A 17,316-nucleotide genomic window follows, 5' to 3' on the forward strand; every position below is an offset into this window, starting at 1 on the left:
TTCGGTTTGACATAATCACTGTCTGATGCACCAACTTGTGATCCGAAAGTTAAAACTTGTTTTCGGTATTCCTAACACTGACCTGTAAACTTGTTTTAACATCGTTTTGTTGTCAGCGCAAAAGGGATGTAAAGTTAACTGAAAACGCCTGTATCTACAGCTAATATACTAAAATTTTTTAATAAAAAGTTCCCGGTAGAGTAATAGGAGTATTAAACGATTGAGTACGAGTATGAAGCCAAGTTTAGAAGTCCTGCCGCTGAATAGCTGGATAGAGACGAACGGAAAACCGCTCATTATATCGGGGCCGTGCAGCGCCGAAACCGAAGAGCAATTAGTTGAAACCGCCCGCCAGTTGGCTCAATTGGGTGCGGTTCATGTCATTCGTGCCGGTGTATGGAAGCCCCGCACACGCCCTGGCAGCTTTGAAGGCATGGGAGAAGCGGCTTTGCCGTGGATTCAGCGCGCCAAAGCCGAAACCGGGTTGCCGTTTGCGGTGGAAGTCGCCACCCCCGAGCACATCGAACTGGCGTTGAAATACGGTGTTGACATCCTGTGGGTTGGTGCCCGCACGACGGTAAACCCTTTTAATGTGCAGGAAATTGCGGACGCCCTACGGGGTGTCGACGTACCGGTTTTGGTAAAAAATCCAATTAACCCGGATCTGGCACTCTGGATTGGGGCCTTTGAACGGATTGCCGGAGCGGGAATCACCAAACTGGGCGCTATCCATCGCGGCTTCTCTACCGGTGAGGCTTCGAAATACCGCAACATTCCGCTGTGGCAAATCGCGATCGAACTGAAATCGATGTTCCCGAACCTGCCCATCATCGGCGATCCGAGCCACATGGCCGGTAAGCGCGCGTATTTGCAGGAACTGGCACAGATGCAGATGGATTTGAACTACGACGGTCTGATCGTCGAGTCGCACATCGATCCGGACAATGCGTGGAGCGATGCCGCTCAGCAATTGACGCCGGCGGCTTTTGGCCAAATGCTGGAGCACCTGCACATCCGCAAAGTGGATTCGCAAAACATCGAGTTCCAGGGTGCTATGGAGCAAATCCGGAGCAAAATTGACAACGTCGACCGGCAACTGGTTGAGATGCTGGCCGCCCGCATGGCCCTCGTCGAGAAGCTGGCCGAATACAAACGCGAAAACAACGTAACCGTCTTCCAGCCCGATCGTTGGAAGGAAGTACACGAAACGCGCGCAAAACAGGGCCAGAAAATGGGCCTGTATCCGGAACTCGTGGAAGAAATCTTCAAGATTATCCACATGGAGTCGATCCGGAAGCAGACGGAAGTGATGAACAGCAACGAGCAGAGCGCGTAACGCTGCGAGAGTAAAAAGCCAAAACACCAATAATATAATACCTGTCAGGTTTTGAAAACCTGACAGGTATTATATTATTGGTGTTTTGGCTTTTTACTCCAGCCGAACCGTCAGGGTCGAGCGGCTGTAAGCGCCGAAGCAACCCAGACCGCCCCGGATGTTGGTCGGAATCGGCACAGGTTCTGCAAACGGATTGCTTTCAACTTGCTGCTGTTGTCCCAACGCCTGGTGATACCGGTAAAAATCCTCATTGACATGACGTAAATCGGCCGTCAGCACAAACGGTTTGCTGAACAGCGTCGAAAAAAAAGGCTGGTTGGACGGAATCGAAGCGCCGATGTAGCCGGGATCAGAAACCGTTCGCCCGCCCTTGCTTTCCCGATCGGTATACAAACCCTGTTGCCCAACAAACTGAACCGGTTCGTGAATCGTCTTGTCGGGAGAACAGCCGGAACAGCGATAGGTGACGATTCCTGTCGTTTGGTAATAACCGGTTCGGCCGGACCAGGCATACCGAGTAAAAAAACGTTTTCGCACCTGATCGTTTTCCAGAACCACTTCCGAATCCAGCCGGACCTGCTGCAACGAAACCGCTTCGGGTACGGTGGTGCGGGCTTCCACCGATTGTCCATCCGGCGTTTGTACGCTTAACTGGTAAGTCTCTCCGGCTCGAATCGGAAACTGGTTCGGAGAAGCCCGGTAATAGCGGAGCCGGGGATGATAGGTCAAGACGATGCTACGGGAGCCGGTTTGCAGCGTTACGGTCGCGTTGGTGATCTCCAGATTGGTCACGGTTTCATCGTCCAGAATGGGGCGGGAACGGGCCACTTTGGCCGCCAGCACGGTGTCCTGGGGCGAAATAAAACAGGCCACCAGCAGTTTGACCGGCTGCTCCGCCAGTTGCTGAGGTTGCACTTCCTGCCGCAGATTCTGGCAGGAAACCAACCCCAAAATACCAATAAGCCATCCAAACTTTTTCATACCCTTGTCTTCAAAATGAAACCGTATAACTGACCGACGGCACCGCCGGGAAGAGTGAATATTTATACAGAACGCTTTTGGAATGCTTGCCCGCCCCCTGGTCTTTGCCTTCCAGCGAATAGTAAAAGGGATTCCGGCGGTTATACAGGTTGTAGACCCCTACTTCCCAGGTTCGGGCGTGGTGTTTTCGCTGTTTATAAAATCGACAACCGACATCCAGCCGGTGATAAGCTTCCGCCCGAAACCCGTTTCGCGGGCCGTATTCCTTGACGTTGGGTGCCGTTCCGAACAACTGCTGTTGCGGATTGCCGGAGTTCAACGCGGAAGTTGGGCGGTTTTCGTAACCGGAAAACCGGGAAATGGGCAACGTCAGTGCCTGTCCGGTTCCGTAGACCCAGGTTCCCGAAAGTGTAATACCAGGTTTGAGTTCATAGAGACCCACCAGCGAGGCATCGTGGCGACGGTCGTAGCGTGGGTGGAATTTCACGCCCCCATTCAGGGCCGGAAACTGCCCCCACGTCCAGGAAAGCGTGTAGCCCGCCCAGCCGGAAAACCGCCCGTTTTTTTTCTGCAAAAGCACTTCACTCCCGTAGGCCCAGCCCCGGCCGGCCGTAATGTTGCTTTCCCAGGGTTTGGCCTCGGCGGTCTGCGCGGGTTCGGTGGTCAGAAAACTCGCCCCTTCGGTGTAACTGATGCTGTTTTTCAGGCGTTTGTAATAGCCTTCGAGCGTCAGCGTCAGGTTTCGGGTGGGTTTTTCGGGATGAATAAAGTCTTTTGCAAAACCGACCGCTAGCTGTTGGGCCTGTTGCGGACGAATCCGGTCGGTGGTCGGAATCCAGAGGTCAGCGGGCAAACCGGTGCCGTTGTTCGACAACAGATGCGTATACTGCGTCATCAGCGCGTACGACACTTTTAGCGAGGTGGTGCTATCGATCTGATACGCCATCGACAGCCGGGGTTCGGGGCGAAAATACTGAACCGGTCGGCCCGTGCGCTGTCCGGGAATTTCGGGTCGCTCGACCGACTGTCCGCCAACCGAACCCGTTCGGAGCAGCAGGAAATGGCTGAGCCGAAAACCGGCATTCAAATTCCAGCGGGAAGCCGGTTTCCAGGTATCTTCGGCATACAGCCCCGATTCCAGCACGTCGATGAAAAGCCGGGGCGTGGCCGGGTCCACATCGCCGGTTGTTACCACGGCTCCGGGTGTAAACCGGTGTTGCGTGCTTTGGAATCCGAACCAAAGCTGGTGATTTTCCGGGAAGTATTCGACAGCGTATTTCAGTGACAGATCCCGAATCCCGGAGCGGTAGCGCAGTGAATACCGCAGGGCCGACGTATCTCGACTGCCGCTTTCATTGGCAACGGTCAGGCGGTATTGATTGTAAACGAGCGACAAATTGGCCAGCCAGCGTTCCGAAGCTACATGATTCCAGCGGAGTGTTCCCGTTGCGTTGCGCCAAGTAAGGCTTCCCTGCAACGGGCTATTGCCAGACTGCTGGCGGTTGGAAAACGCATCCCGGCCCCAATAACCGCTCAGAAACAACTGGTCTTTGCGGTTCAATCGGTAGTTCAACCGGGCATTCAAATCGTAAAAATAGGTGGTGTTCCGGGGCGATTGCGATCGGGAGGAAGCGGCAAACGGGCGGGTGACGAGATCGATGTAGGTTCGCCGACCTGCAATCAGGAAGGTGGCCGGGTGTTTCGCCGACTGTTTTTTGCCGAGCGGCCCTTCCAGCAGTAGGCGCGAAGCCACCAGCCCCAGACTGGCCTCTCCAGCTCGTTTTTCCGCATTGCCCTCCTTCGTCGTCACTTCGATGACGGATGAAAGCCGCCCGCCATACCGCGCCGGAAAACCGCCTTTGGTCAGTTCGACGTTCCGGACCACGCTGCCGTTGAACGCCGAAAAAAAGCCCAGCAAATGGCCGGAATTGTAGATTACCGCATCGTCGAGGAGAATCAGATTCTGGTCGGGGCCACCCCCGCGCACGTAAATTCCGGTCGTGCCTTCGGAGCCTTTCTGGACGCCCGGCAGGAGTTGTAGAACCCGCAAAACGTCTTTCTCACCCAGCAAAGCCGGTATTTTTTCAATTTGACGACCCGAAATGCTGAGCTGGCTCATTTGCGGAATGCGGCTGATGAGGGGCTGACTCGCTGATGAAAGCACCGTCAATTCGCGGAGCGTTTGCCCAACCGGTAGAAAGACCACGAGCGGCTGCGGACTTCGGGAAGAGACGGTTTTTGTTACGGTTTGATAGCCTACGAAAGAAAAAACCAGCGTCAGACTGTCATTACCCGGAAGGGTCAGGGTGAAAAAACCGTTTGGATCGGTTGTTGTACCGGCGGTTTTGTCGGACGTATAAACGTTGACACCAGCCAGCGGATTTCCCCGGCTTTCTTCAAAAACCGCCCCGCTAATGGTGTGCCGATCCTGTCCCGGACTGCTGAAGCCGGAAACTAGCAGGCACAGCACGCTAAGCAGGCGTTTCATCCGGCAGCACATTGATGGTAAATTGGTTATACAAGATACGATTTATCGGACAATGTCGATGATATTACCTCGTATTGCTGTGTACGAAAACGGGCTGGTTTTGGATGCGTAGCCGTGCTTATTTTAGGATAGCCGTAATCGTCGAGCGGTTGTAGGCCCCGAAGCAGCCCAGACCGCCCTGGATGTTAGTGGGAACCAGAACCGGTTCGGCAAACGGATTGCCACCGGTTTGGCTCTGGCGTAGAACAGCTTCCTGATACTGATAATAATTGGCATCGACGTGGAGCAGATCGATGACGCAATTGAGACGTTGAACGCGTTCAAACAGCGTTTGCTGGCTAAATCCATAGAACCGCAAAAAACCACGCGGTGAGTTCAGGATTTCACCGTCGCGCTGCCGGTCGTCAACCAGGTCACGGTCATCGCCGTTAGGCCGGTAATCGATTAAGTTGCGGACCCAGTTGGGCGTTGGCGCGTTCGGATAAGTAGACTGGAGCGGCAAATAATTGTACACGCCGGCAACCCGGTAAAAATTTTCTTCACCCGCGGGGTCCTGCCAGTTTAAGCGCACAAAATAGTCTTTACCGGAAAATCCATTCTCGAATGTTGGGATCGAATCCAGTACCACTTCTCGGGGAACAACCGCCTTTGGAACCGTGCAAACCGCTTCAACTTTCCGCCCGTCGGGGATTTGGACGGTCAGCGTATAGCGTTGACCAGCGACAACCGGGAACTTCTTCGGATCGGCTCCGTAATAGTATTGCCCCTGGTATTGTCCGTCACGGCGATCAAAAACAATCGAGCGAACGCCATCCGAAAGGGTAATGGTTGCGTTGCTCACCCGCTTGTCGTAACCACTATTTTCACCCAGAACCGGTTTCGACAGAGAAACCTCCGCCGTCAATACCGTATCCTGCGGAGCAATAAAGCAGGCTACGACGATCTTCTCGGTTTCGGCATTGATCAGTGCCGGGTCCACTTCCTGCTTCAGACTTTCGCAGGCCATCAGGCCGCTCAGGCAACACAAAACAGCGATACAGTTTTTCATACGGTTTTCAGAACTTGAAGTTGTAACTGATCGATGGCACAACGGGGAAAACGGAATACCGGTACAAGACGGTTTTGCTGGGTTTCCCTTGTCCCTGATCCTTGGTATCCAGCCCGTAAAAGAACGGGTTTCGGCGGTTGTAGAGATTATACACGCTGAATTCCCAGGTGCGTTCGTGGTGCTTTTTCTTTTTGTGAAACTGAACACTCAAATCCATGCGGTGATACGGTTCGGCCCGAAAACTGTTCTTCTGGGTACCGTATGCTTCAACCTGATTCCATAAGTTCAAATAAGGTGTATTACTGCTGTAGTAGGAATCATACAGGGGCTGGTGGGTTGCGGCCTGGTATTCGCTGGTGGGCACAGTCAGGGCCTGGCCGGTGCCATACACCCAGGTTCCGGATAGCGTAATGCGGGGACTGATTTCATAAATTCCAACGATAGATGCATCGTGTCGACGGTCGTAACGGGGGAAGAATTTCTGGCCAAAGTTCAATTCAGCAAACTGCCACTGTGTCCACGACAAGGTATAGCCCACCCAGCCTGAAAACCGACCGACCTTCTTCTGTAACAACACTTCCGCTCCGTACGACCATCCTTTTCCACGGGTTACGTTATCTTCCCACCGCACTTTTTCGGCCGAGGTGGGGTCATTGAGTAATAAAAAGCTGGCTCCTTCGCGGTAGTTGATGATGTTGTTCATCGTTTTGTAATAGCCTTCCACGGTCAGGGTCAGCCCCCGGGTGGCGCCTTTATCCGAAAAATCTTTGGCAATTCCAACCGCGATTTGTTCCGACTGCTGCGGTTTAACGCGATCCGTGGTCGGCACCCACAAATCGGTCGGCAACCCGATTCCGGTGTTGGAAAGCAAATGCACATACTGGTTCATGAGCGCATACGATGCCTTGACCGACAAACTGGGCTTGAGGATGTAAGCCGCCGAAATGCGCGGTTCGGGCCGGAAATAATTCACCTGTTTCTGCACAAAATGGCTCAGTCGCAGCCCCCCGTTGATTCGCCAGCGGCTGTTTGGTCGCCAGCTATCTTCCGCGTACAGTCCCGACTCCAGGACATCGATGGCGTCCACTTCCTGTTTAAACTGGTTGATGTCCGTATTTTTCAACACCACGGCGCTGGGCGTAAACCGGTGAAACGTGCTCTGGACACCGAACCGCAACGAGTGCTGGGGAGACGGATAAAAATCGACGTCGTGCTTGATCGAGAAGTCCCGGATACCCGAACTGTAGCGTAGCGAAAAGGCTTCCTGATCCTGAAAATTTAATTCATCAGAGGAAATCTGAAATTTGTAATTGCTGAAAATGAGCGAAGTGTTGGAGAAGGCTTTTTCGGAAATAAGATGATTCCACCGCAAGGTAGCTGTAGCATTCCCCCAGTTCAGCCCAATGTTAGTCCCTTCTTTTTTGTCGTTGACGTAAAACCGGTCCTGGCCGAAATAACCGCTCAGATAGAGTTTATTTTTCGGCCCGAAATCGTAATTGGCTTTGGCATTCAGATCATAGAAGTAATAACCCGCCATCGTTTCCCCGTTGGATTGTTGCTTGATGATGGGCCGGGCGACAAAGTCCAGGTACGTCCGGCGGGCCGACACCAGAAACGACGACGACCCCGCCCCCGATTTCTTTTTGGTCAATGGCCCTTCGAGCGTCAGCCGGGAGGCAATCAGGCCAATGCCGCCTTCGCCGTGGAGCTTTTCCTTGTTGCCTTCCTTCATGTTCATCTCGATGACCGACGACAGCCGCCCGCCGTAGCGCGCCGGAAAACCGCCTTTGATCAGTTCCACACTCTTGAGCGCATCGCCGTTGAAAACCGAGAAGAAACCGAACAGGTGATTGGCGTTGTAGACCACGGCATCGTCCATGATCACCAGATTCTGGTCGGGGCCGCCCCCACGCACGTATATGCCGGTGCTGCCTTCGGAGCCTTTCTGCACGCCCGGCATCAGTTGCAGCACTTTCAGGACGTCTTTTTCGCCCAAAAAAGCCGGTATTTTCTTGATCTGGTTAATCGGCACATCAATGGTGCTCATCCGGGCGCTTTCACTGACTTTCTCCTCGCCCGTGCGATTGCCGGTAACGGTCACTTCCGACAGCAGCCGACCGGGCGTCAACTGAATGTTCAAGTCGAGATTTCGCCGGAAAGCAACGGTTTGCTGCACGGATTCGTAGCCGACGAACGAAAAAGCCAGCGTGACGCTGTCCTCCGCCGGAAGGGTCAGGGAGTAAAAACCGTAGGTGTTGGTGACGGTGCCGGTCGAGGTGCCGGGCAGATAAATGTTAACGCCGATCAGGGCTTCCTGACTCCCTTTTTCACGGACATAGCCGCTGACGGTGAAACGATTGGTCGGTTTTTGCGCCCAGGCCGGTAACTCAGACAAGAAGAAAAGAAATAGAGAGAGTAGCGTGTGTTTCATCGTTCGGTATACAAATGAAGATGCTTCGATTCGTATACGATGAAGGAGATAAAATAGTGTGGAAAGGTTGGAAATTAACTCTTTTTAAGGACACGGTTTTGGATAGGAACGCGGATTCGGCGGATGGAACGGATCAAAACGGATTTTATCTGTACAAATCTGTTCAATCCGCGTTCCTATCATTTCACAATCTTCACTAACGTCGAACGGTTGTATGCCCCGAAGCAGCCCAGACCGCCCTGAATGTTGGTGGGCATCAACACCGGCTCGGCAAACGGGTTGTTCTGCGATTGGCGTTGCTGCTGGCGCGCCCGGTGGTAGGTGAAATAATTTTCATCCACTTGCAAAACCGACACCCGAATGGTCAGCGGTTTTGAAAATGCATAGCTTCCGGCGTACGTCATCTCTCGGGTGCTGTCATAGTACGAATAATCGAAGTTCAGCGGCACGTCGCCCCGCACCGACAGCAGCAATTGCCCATCCTGATTCTGGTCGGAAATGTATTGATCCTGTCGGCCAAAACCGATGAGTCCCCGCATCAGCACTTTGGACCCGGTGGTGTCAATGTGGGCTTCCGGGAAGCGGGGCGGCCAATTGAGGCACTCGCCGTAACCAGCCACCCGGTAATAATTGGTCTGACCCGCCGGGTCCTGCCAGATCGCCCGGACGTTGTATTGCCAGATGGGGGCAAGACCCGGCCCAACGTAGGATTGGGAGGAATCGAGTCTTAGTTCCGAAACCGGTATGTTGGCCGGAATCGTACAGGAACTGGAGACGGTTTCAAAACCCGGTGCTTCGACTTGAAGCATGTACGTTTTTCCCACCAAAACCGGCAACTGCCGCACGTCGGCGGTATATACCCGCAACGCCGGATCGAAAACCAGGGTCACGGTTTTTTCTTCACTGGCTATACGAACGGTGGCTTCCCGAACCGTATTGACCGAGTCGGTGACGATGTCGCCCAAAACCGTCTGCGAACTCGAAACCGAAACCGCCAGCACCGTATCCTGGGGCGACAAATAACCGTTCACCACCAGCTTGCGGTCGATGGGCGGCAGTTTGCTGGGGTCAATTTCGGCAACCAGATTCTGACAGGCCATCATAACCAGCAGCAGCAGCACAGACAAAGATGACAAACGAAGCATCATAACCGGTTAAAATTTAAAGCCGTAGGTAACCGATGGAACAATCGGAAATACGGAATAGCGTTGAAAAACCGTCTTGGTCGGCTGGTTGGTCTGTTCGTTCGTCACCGTGTTCAGTTGGTAGAAAAACGGATTTCGGCGGTTGTAGAGATTATAGACGCTGACCTCCCAGGTACGCTCGTGGTGCCGTTTTTTCTTGTGAAACTGGATACCAATATCCATGCGGTGGTAAGCCTCGGCCCGAAAACTGTTCTTCTCGCTGTAGTCGTTCACGGCCCGGCCGTAGCTGAAAAACTGGTTGATGAACGAGTTGTCGTTGTTGACAATCGGATTGACCTGGTGTGTTGCGGCCTGGTATTTCGCCAGCGGAACCGTCAGCGCATTGCCGGTGCCGTAGACCCAGGTGCCCGAAAGCGTGATGCGCGGATTGATTTCGTAAATGCCAACCACTGAAATGTCGTGCCGCCGGTCGTAACGGGGGTAAAACTTCTTCCCAAAATTCAGTTCCGGAAACTGCCACTGCGTCCAGGACAGCGTGTAGCCGGTCCAGCCCGTAAACCGCCCCAGTTTCTTCTGCAACAAAACCTCCGCGCCATACGACCAGCCTTTGCCCGCCGTGACGTTATCTTCCCAACGCACCTGATTGGCCGATTCCGGACTGTTGATCAGCAGAAAACTGGCCCCTTCGCGGTAGTTGATGATGTTGTTCATCGTCTTGTAATAGCCTTCCACGGTCAGCGTCAGTCCGCGCGTAGCCCCTTTGTCGGCAAAATCTTTGGCGATGCCGACGGCCACCTGCTGCGATTGCTGCGGTTTTACCTGATCGGTGGTCGGCACCCAGAGGTCGGTCGGCAAACCGATTCCGGTATTGGACAGCAGATGCACATACTGGTTCATTAGCGCATACGACGCCTTGACCGACAGCGAGGGTTTGATGACGTATGCCGCCGAAATGCGCGGTTCGGGCCGGACGTAATTCACCTGTTTCTGGATGAAATGACTCAGCCGAATCCCGGCGTTGATGCGCCAGTGTTCGTTGGGCCGCCAATTGTCTTCGGCATACAAACCGGATTCCACAACGTCGATGGCGTCGATTCGGGTGGTAAACTGATTGATTAGCGTATTTTGCAAAACCACCGCGCTGGGCGTAAACCGGTGGGCAATGGTCTGGACGCCAAACCGGATCGAATGCCGGGGCGACGGGTAATAATCGACATCGTATTTCAGCGAAAAATCCCGAATGCCGGAACTGTAGCGTAGCGAAAACTGGTCGGCCGTTTGCAAATCCTGCTCGTCCGACGAAATCTGGAATTTGTAATTGCTGAAAATCAGCGAGAGGTTGGAAAAGAGCCGTTGCGAAAACAGGTGATTCCAGCGGAGCGTCGCCGTGCTGTTGCCCCAGTCGAGGTTGATTTTGGTGGCGGTTTCCTGATCGTCGACATAAAACCGGTCCTGGCCGAAATAACCGCTCAGGTACAACTTGTTTTTGGGTCCGAAGTCGTAATTGGCTTTGGCGTTCAGATCGTAGAAGTAATATCCGGCCACAACCTGTCCGTCGGTTTGCTGTTTGATGAGGGGCCGGGCCACAAAATCCAGGTACGTCCGGCGGGCCGACACCAGAAACGACGACGACCCCGCCCCCGATTTCTTCTTGGTCAGCGGCCCTTCGAGCGTCAGCCGGGAGGCAATCAGGCCAATGCCGCCTTCGCCGTGGAGCTTTTCCTTGTTGCCTTCCTTCATGTTCATCTCAATCACCGACGACAGCCGTCCGCCATACCGCGCCGGAAAACCGCCTTTGATCAGCTCCACGCTCTTGAGGGCATCGCCGTTGAAAACCGAAAAAAAGCCAAACAAGTGATTGGCGTTGTACACGATGGCGTCATCGACAATGATCAGATTCTGGTCGGGGCCGCCCCCGCGGACGTAAATCCCGGTGCTGCCTTCGGAGCCTTTCTGAACGCCCGGCATGAGTTGTAGCACTTTCAGGACGTCTTTTTCGCCCAGAAAAGCCGGTATTTTCTTGATTTGGGCCACCGGAACATCGATTTTACTCATCTGCGGACTTTCGCTCACTTTTTCCTCACTGCGATTGCCGGTAACGACCACTTCCGACAGCAAACGACCGGGCGTCAACTGAACGTCGAGTACGGTATTTTTCCGGAAGGGGAGGGTTTCCTGTATGCTTTCGTAACCGACAAACGAGAACGACAGCGTCAGGCTGTCCTGAACGGGAATGGTCAGCGAATAGAAACCGTAGGTGTTGGTAACGGTGCCAGTCGAGGTGCCGGGCAGGTAGACATTGACGCCGATGAGGGCTTCGCTGCTCCCTTTTTCGCGCACATAGCCGCTCACCGTCGCGACGGACCGGGAAGAAGGCTGGGCGAGGGCGATAAAACCGCCCATCAAAAACACAAAATAAAACAGGAAGAAGTACTTCATTCAGGCATTCAATGAGCTTATTCTTTGTTAGTACGATAGAAGGCATTCAAAAAGTATAACAGAGACTGAAGTTAACAGTTTCGCTGGTGAAGAGTTACCAAGGTAACAACTCGATAGACTCATACGATGATGCTGAATTTTGATAAACTTTCACTCAATATTCCCGAAACAACCAAACCGCGGGTGGTCGTCATCGGTGGCGGTTTTGGCGGGCTCAATCTGGTGAAAAAGCTGAACGGCAAAGACTTTCAGATTGTGATGTTTGATAAACAGAACTACCACGGTTTCTGGCCGCTGCTCTACCAGGTGGCTACCGCCGGGCTGGAGCCTGACGCCATTGCCGAACCCATCCGCAAGATGTTCGACGAAGAGTACGAGGATTTTCACTTCCGGCTGGTGCGCGTTCTGGGCGTCGATCCGGTGGCGAAAACCGTGAAGACGTTGATCGGCGATCTTCATTACGATTATCTGGTCATTGCGACGGGAACGAAGGCTAATTTTTTCGGGAATGAGCAGGTTCAGAAATACTCCTTTTCGCTCAAAACCATTCCGGAAGCGCTGAACCTCCGCAGCCAGTTGCTGCAGTCGTTTGAGCAGGCCAGCATTACGGTCGATCCCGAAAACCGGGAAAGTTTACTGAATTTCGTAATTGTCGGGGCCGGGCCAACGGGCGTTGAGATGGCGGGTTCGCTGGCCGAAATGCGCAAACACGTTCTGCCGGGCGATTATCCGGGGCTGGATTTCAGCAAGATGAACATCTATCTGGTGGAAGGGCTGGAGCGGGTTTTGCCGCCGATGTCGCCGGAAGCCAGTGCCAAAACGCAGAAATACCTGGAAGACATGGGCGTGATCATCAAGCTGAAAAGCCTGGTCGATTCCTACGACGGCGACGTGGTGACGCTCAAAACCGGTGAGCAAATCCGGTCGCAGACGGTCGTGTGGGCGGCTGGCGTCACGGGCGCGCTCATCGACGGTTTGCCGAAAGAAAGCATTGTGCGCGGTGGCCGGGTAACGGTCAATGCATTCAATCAGGTGGAAGGATACAGCGATATTTTTGCCATCGGCGACATTGCTTTCATGAAAAGCGAAAAATGGCCGAACGGGCATCCGGGCGTGGCGCAACCGGCCATTCAACAGGGACAGCACCTGGCGAAAAACCTGCGCCGACTGATTCGCAAGGAGGAAATGACCCCATTTGATTATTTTGACAAAGGCTCCTTGGCAATTATCGGCCGGGTTCGGGCCGTCGCCGATTTGCCGGGCAACCTGCACCTCAGCGGTTTTGTGGCGTGGGTGGCGTGGCTTTTTGTCCATATTTACTACCTCATCGGTTTTCGGAGTAAACTGGTCGTTCTGAGCAACTGGATTTATCGCCTGTTTACCTACGAACGCGGTACCCGGCTGATCATCAGACCTTTTGTCAGAAAAGAAGACAAAGACGCTGAAGAGTTTGTAATGAAGAATGAAATCGGTTAACATTGCCTTACTATGATTCCCGTGATTTCAATGATTGACTATGATAAATTCTTCTGTTAGAATTCTGCTGGCTTCTTTTTTGGTCGTTAGCTCACTTACGGCTTCTGCCCAACCTACGCTCAACCCCGATACGGTGAAAGCCGGGCTGTTCGATATGGGCAAGATGTGGACGTTTGATAATCCACCTCAGGAGTATTTCCAGAAAACATACGGTTTTACACCCGATCAGAAATGGTTTGACGAGGTGCGGCTGGCATCGCTGCGGTTTGCCGATTACTGCTCGGCGTCGTTCGTTTCGGCGAATGGCCTGGTAATGACCAACCACCACTGCGCGCGGGAGTCGGGAACGGGGGTGCAGCGGAAAGGCGAAGATCTGAACAGCACCGGTTTTTTTGCCAAAACCTTCGCCGAAGAACGGAAAGTGGAGAATCTGTACGTCGATCAGTTGCTGAAAATCGAAGACATCACCACCCGCGTACAAGCCGCGATGGCGTTGGGAAAATCCGAAGCCGAGCAATTGCAGATGCGCGAGCGGGAATTTGCGACCATCAAACAGGAATTTGGCAGCCAGCCGGAATGGAAAGGGCTTGAACTGCAAACGATTACGTTCTACAACGGCGGGCGGTATTCGCTCTACGGTTTCAAACGCTACAATGACGTCCGGCTGGTGTTGATGCCCGAATTGCAACTCGGTTTTTTTGGTGGTGATCCCGACAACTTCACCTATCCGCGCTATGCGCTGGATTTCTCGTTTTTCCGGGTCTACGACAACGGAAAACCGCTGAAAACGACGCACTTTTTCAAGTTCAATCCCAACGGGATCAAGGAAAACGAACCGGTTTTTGTAACCGGAAATCCGGGTAGCACCGAGCGACTGAAAACCGTGGCCGAACTGGAATTCGACCGCGACCTGAAAATCCCGTACATCCTGCAACTGCTCCGCAACCGCGCCGATGCGTTGCAGATTTACAATGCCACGGCGAAAAGCGACAGCATCCAGAACGAAATTTTCAGTTTTGAAAACAGTCTGAAAGCCTACGGCGGCCAGTTGGAAGGCCTGCGCGATCCGTATTTGCTGGCCCGGAAAGGTGCTTTCGAGCAGCAGTTCAAAGCCGATGCCCAGCGGCTGGAAGGCGGACGCGGACAGGCGAAAGTGAGTACGGGTTCCGGCCAGAAGAGCGACGCGGCCAATGGCGCTGCCGGGTCGAAGGTCGATATCAACCTGAAGCTCTGGGACAACATTGCCACCAACGTGGGCGATCTACGGAAATACTACAAGGACAATACCTACCTGTCGCCCAGCGAACTGGCGCGGGGTGATTTGCTGGTGTTTGCCCATTTGCTGATTACGTATGCCGACGCGGCCCGCCAGAATCCCGGCCGGGCGGAACAGATCAAGAACCTGCTGGAAACGCCCAAACTCACCGACCGGGCGCTGGAAGAAGCCTATCTGGCGGCTCACCTGACCGAAGCCCAGGCGGCTTTGGGCAACGATGACCCCTACATCAAAGCGGCCCTGAATGGCAAATCGCCCAAAGAAGCGGCTGCCTATTTGATGAACAATACGAAACTGAACGACCAGGGCTACGTGAACGATCTGGTGACGAAAGGCCCGGCGGCCATTAGCGCCGACAACGATCCGTTACTGGCGCTTTCACGGATTTCAGTGCCGCGCTACCAGCAGGCATCAGCCGCCGTAAAGGCCATTACCGGTCGGCAGACAGTGTTGCGGAGTAACCTGGGGCGGCTGTTGTATGAGGTCTACGGAACCGGAATTCCGCCCGACGCGACGTTCTCGCTGCGGATCAACGATGGCATTGTAAAAGGATTTCCGTACAACGGAACCGTTGCACCGTATCAAACCACTTTTGCCGGTTTGTATGACCGGTATTACTCCTTCAACGGCAAATTTCCGTGGGCCTTGCCCAAACGCTGGCTGGCTCCCCCGGCCGAATTGCTGCGTCAGTCGATGTGTTTTGTATCTACGAATGACATCATTGGTGGAAATTCGGGCAGTCCGCTGATCAACAAAAACCGCGAAGCCGTGGGGCTGGCTTTCGACGGCAACATGGAAAGCCTGCCGGGAAGTTTCATTTTTGTTCCCGATAAAAACCGCACGGTTTCGGTCAATACCGGAGCTATTGTGGCAGCGATGCGCTACATCTACAAAGCGGATCGGCTGGTGAAAGAACTCGTCGGAAAATGAAGCGCATCATCCACAAACACCCGCTGGCGATCCGCTGGTTTCACTGGATCAACTTCCCGATTCTGGTCATCATGATCTGGAGCGGCCTGCTGATTTACTGGGCTTATCAGCCCTACAAAATCCAGATCGGCGATACCGTTCTGTTTAAATTTTTTCCGAACTGGTTTATTCAGGCCCTAAACCTGCGTCGGCGGCTGGCCGAGGGCATGTCATGGCATTTCGTTTTCATGTGGCTGTTCACGATCAACGGGGCTCTGTACGTTCTCTATACCTTTATTTCGGGCGAATGGCGGTTTCTGCTGCCCAACCGACGGTCGTTTCGGGAAGCCTGGCAGGTAATATTGCACGATCTGGGCATTCGTAAAACCGCCCCTCCGCAGGTGAAATACAACGGCGCGCAGCGGATTGCGTACACGGCCATTTTGCTAATGGGCATTGGTTCGCTGCTAACCGGTTTAGCGATTTACAAACCCACACAGTTTTCGGGGCTGACGACTTTAACGGGCGGCTACGAGAACGCCCGGATGTGGCATTTCATTCTGACCATCGGCTACGTTCTGTTTTTCGTGATCCATCTATTGCAGGTCGCCCGGGCGGGCTGGAACAATTTTCAGGCGATGGTGACCGGTTTTGAAGTGGAAAAGAAGTTGCCCGAAAAAACACCACCGGCCCCGACCACCCCGGCCTGACTAATCCTGAACCACTATGGCTACTGTTGATGATATCGAGGAAAAGCTTCCCGAAAAAAAGCCGCATCGCGAAGAGTTGACCTCCGAGCAGCAGATCCGGCGTCGGACCCTGAAAGCGTTTGCGTTGTTCGGTCTGGCCGGTGTTATTCCCTTTAGCCTCTGGAAATGGATCAAAATCCAACCCAAAGAAGCCGGGTTGCCGAAGGTGTTTCGCGAGGTGCTGAAGGTGAATGAAGAGGTGGCCAATGGCTATTTCAGCAACGCAAATCTGGCTCCGACTTTTCCGAAAGACTGGGCGGTCAAAAACGTACGGGTGAATGGCCGGGACGGTTTGCGGAGCGCGATCGACAAAGATGCCTGGCGGCTGAAAGTGGAGCAACCAGGCCGGAAAGCCCTATTGATTTCGCTCGATGAGCTAAAAGCTTTACCGAAGCAGGAGATTATTTTTGAGTTCAAGTGTATCGAAGGCTGGAGTCAGATTCAGCACTGGGGCGGGGTGAACTTTGCCGATTTTGCCAAAAAATACCAGTTGGGGCAGAAAGACGGCTCGGAAGCGTGGTATCCCTACGTCGGCATGAAAACGCCCGATGGTGGCTATTACGTTGGCATCGACACGCCCAGCGCCCTGCATCCGCAAACGATTCTGGCTTACGAAATGAATGGCGAGCCGCTTACTGATCCGCACGGTGCGCCCCTGCGTCTGATTATTCCGGTGAAATACGGCGTCAAAAACCTGAAACGCATCGGCAGCCTCTGGTTCAGCGACGAACGCCCCCGCGACTTCTGGGCCGAACGCGGGTATGATTACCACGTTGGGTTGTAGTCTCTCCGAATTGCAATTTTGGCCAGCAACGTGAAGCCTGAAAGGCTTATATCATTAACCCCGGATTTAAGCCGGGGCCATCCGCCACGTTCCGAATGCGTCCCAACCCTGAAAGGGTTGAATCATGTCCCGATGGTATAACTCCGTCGGGGTAACGCCCTCCCCGTTGGGGTAATGCCCTCCCCGTTGGGATAATGCCGTCCCCGATGGTATAACCCCGTCGGGATAACGCCCTCCCCGATGGTATAACCCCG

General features: G+C 53.7%; 11 protein-coding genes. 5 read left to right on the forward strand and 6 right to left on the reverse strand.

Annotation, left to right across the window (positions count from 1 at the left end):
- Nucleotides 1-232 precede the first annotated feature (232 nt).
- Nucleotides 233-1,336 (forward strand): chorismate mutase, encoded by a 1,104-nt coding sequence (locus ACS5NO_RS01965; RefSeq protein WP_138994331.1) that lies wholly within the window; start codon nucleotides 233-235, stop codon nucleotides 1,334-1,336.
- Between the two features lie 93 nt (nucleotides 1,337-1,429).
- Here ACS5NO_RS01965 and ACS5NO_RS01970 read toward each other — a convergent pair whose 3' ends face one another.
- The 6 genes from ACS5NO_RS01970 to ACS5NO_RS01995 form a co-directional block, all read right to left on the reverse strand.
- Nucleotides 1,430-2,317, reverse strand: a complete 888-nt coding sequence (locus ACS5NO_RS01970) for a DUF4249 domain-containing protein (protein WP_439413596.1) — start codon at nucleotides 2,315-2,317, stop codon at nucleotides 1,430-1,432.
- 10 nt (nucleotides 2,318-2,327) lie between these two features.
- The gene (locus ACS5NO_RS01975; RefSeq protein ID WP_439413597.1) at nucleotides 2,328-4,805 is read right to left on the reverse strand and encodes a TonB-dependent receptor; all 2,478 of its coding nucleotides are present in this window, start codon (nucleotides 4,803-4,805) and stop codon (nucleotides 2,328-2,330) included.
- Nucleotides 4,806-4,923: 118 nt separating this feature from the next.
- On the reverse strand, nucleotides 4,924-5,853 hold the full coding sequence (locus tag ACS5NO_RS01980) for a DUF4249 domain-containing protein (RefSeq protein WP_439413598.1): 930 nt from the start codon (nucleotides 5,851-5,853) through the stop codon (nucleotides 4,924-4,926).
- Between the two features lie 7 nt (nucleotides 5,854-5,860).
- The gene (locus tag ACS5NO_RS01985) at nucleotides 5,861-8,284 is read right to left on the reverse strand and encodes a TonB-dependent receptor (RefSeq protein WP_439413599.1); all 2,424 of its coding nucleotides are present in this window, start codon (nucleotides 8,282-8,284) and stop codon (nucleotides 5,861-5,863) included.
- Between the two features lie 179 nt (nucleotides 8,285-8,463).
- Nucleotides 8,464-9,420, reverse strand: coding sequence for a DUF4249 domain-containing protein (locus ACS5NO_RS01990; protein WP_439413600.1), 957 nt, complete (start codon nucleotides 9,418-9,420; stop codon nucleotides 8,464-8,466).
- 18 nt (nucleotides 9,421-9,438) lie between these two features.
- A complete protein-coding gene (locus ACS5NO_RS01995; protein WP_439413970.1) occupies nucleotides 9,439-11,832 on the reverse strand; it encodes a TonB-dependent receptor in 2,394 nt (797 codons plus the stop codon).
- 165 nt (nucleotides 11,833-11,997) lie between these two features.
- On the opposite strand from ACS5NO_RS01995, the gene ACS5NO_RS02000 reads away from it, so the two are divergent.
- Genes ACS5NO_RS02000 through ACS5NO_RS02015 form a run of 4 tightly spaced genes read left to right on the forward strand, consistent with a single transcriptional unit; the run spans nucleotide 11,998 to nucleotide 17,062 of the window.
- Complete coding sequence (locus ACS5NO_RS02000; RefSeq protein WP_439413971.1) at nucleotides 11,998-13,344, forward strand: NAD(P)/FAD-dependent oxidoreductase; 1,347 nt, start codon at nucleotides 11,998-12,000, stop codon at nucleotides 13,342-13,344.
- Nucleotides 13,345-13,384: 40 nt separating this feature from the next.
- Entirely contained in the window at nucleotides 13,385-15,550 is a 2,166-nt protein-coding gene (locus tag ACS5NO_RS02005; RefSeq protein ID WP_439413601.1) for a S46 family peptidase, read from the forward strand.
- Nucleotides 15,547-16,239, forward strand: a complete 693-nt coding sequence (locus ACS5NO_RS02010; protein ID WP_439413602.1) for a cytochrome b/b6 domain-containing protein — start codon at nucleotides 15,547-15,549, stop codon at nucleotides 16,237-16,239. The genes ACS5NO_RS02005 and ACS5NO_RS02010 overlap by 4 nt, the downstream gene beginning before the upstream one ends.
- Nucleotides 16,240-16,255: 16 nt before the next feature.
- On the forward strand, nucleotides 16,256-17,062 hold the full coding sequence (locus tag ACS5NO_RS02015) for a molybdopterin-dependent oxidoreductase (RefSeq protein ID WP_439413603.1): 807 nt from the start codon (nucleotides 16,256-16,258) through the stop codon (nucleotides 17,060-17,062).
- Nucleotides 17,063-17,316: the final 254 nt, after the last annotated feature.

The organism is Larkinella fluvii (assembly GCF_051857545.1).
In the GTDB taxonomy this organism is placed as follows: domain Bacteria; phylum Bacteroidota; class Bacteroidia; order Cytophagales; family Spirosomataceae; genus Larkinella.